Source organism: Amycolatopsis sp. cmx-8-4 (genome assembly GCF_046548675.1).
Taxonomy (GTDB): Bacteria; Actinomycetota; Actinomycetes; order Mycobacteriales; family Pseudonocardiaceae; genus Amycolatopsis.
Genome location: NZ_JAEBDZ010000088.1, coordinates 1 through 1,144, shown reverse-complemented (window position 1 = coordinate 1,144; position 1,144 = coordinate 1). Strand labels below are relative to the sequence as shown.

Genomic DNA, 1,144 nt, shown 5'->3' with positions numbered 1-1,144 from the left:
CTAGTGTGTCGCGTCGTAAATTCGTGAGTTAAGTGGGTAGTATGGGGATATGTCGAGAACCGGGCGTCCGAAGGCTGAGCTGGTGTTGGCTGATGTCGAGCGTGAGCAGTTGATTCGCTGGTCGCGGCGGCCGAAGTCGTCGCAGGCTTTGGCGTTGCGGTCGCGGATCGTGTTGGCGTGCGCGGAGCCTGGGGCGACGAATAAGCAGGTGGCCGCCGATCTTGGGGTTGTGCCCAACACGGTGAACAAGTGGCGTCGACGGTTCGTGGTGAAGCGGTTGGACGGGTTGGTGGACGAGCCGCGGCCGGGTCGTCCGCATTCGATCTTGCTGGACAAGGTTGAGGAGGTGGTCACCGCGACCGTGGAGCAGGTGCCGAAGAATGCGACGCATTGGTCGCGGAAGTCGATGGCGGCCAAGTCTGGTCTGTCGAAGTCGACGGTCGGGCGGATTTGGCGGAAGTTCGAGCTGAAGCCACATCTGGCCGATGGGTTCAAGCTGTCTTCCGATCCGTTGTTCGTGGATAAGGTCGTGGATGTGATCGGCCTGTATCACAATCCGCCGGAGAAGGCGGTGGTGTTGTGCGTGGACGAGAAGTCGGGCATGCAGGCCCTGGATCGTTCCCATCCGGTGTTGCCGATGATGCCGGGAATGCCGGAGCGGCGCACGCACGACTACGTCCGCCACGGCGTGACCAGCCTGTTCGCTGCGTTCAACATCGCCGATGGCACTGTGATCTCGCAGACGTACCGTCGCCGGCGAGCCGTGGAATTCAAGAAGTTCCTCGTCGCCATCGACAAAGCGGTGCCCGAAGAGCTGGACGTCCATCTCGTCTGCGACAACCTGTCCACTCACAAGACTCCCGCCATCAACGATTGGCTCGACCGGCATCCCCGTTTCCACATGCATTTCACTCCCACCAGTTCCTCGTGGTTGAACCAGGTCGAGCGTTGGCTCGGGTTCCTCACCGACCAGATCCTCCGCCGGGGTGTCCACAAAAGCGTGCAGGTACTGGAAAAGGACGTCCGCGAGTGGATCAAGGACTGGAACGAGGACCCCAAGCCGTTCGTGTGGAAGAAGACTGCCGAAGAGATCCTCGACTCGCTCGCCCGATATATCTCACGAATTTCCGGCGCAGGACACTAG

General features: G+C 60.8%; 1 protein-coding gene. It reads left to right on the top strand.

The features are described 5' to 3' along the window. Positions 1-49: 49 nt before the first annotated feature. Positions 50-1,144: an IS630 family transposase gene (locus ACLJQZ_RS48505; RefSeq protein WP_410628502.1), complete on the top strand. Its 1,095-nt coding sequence runs from the start codon at positions 50-52 to the stop codon at positions 1,142-1,144.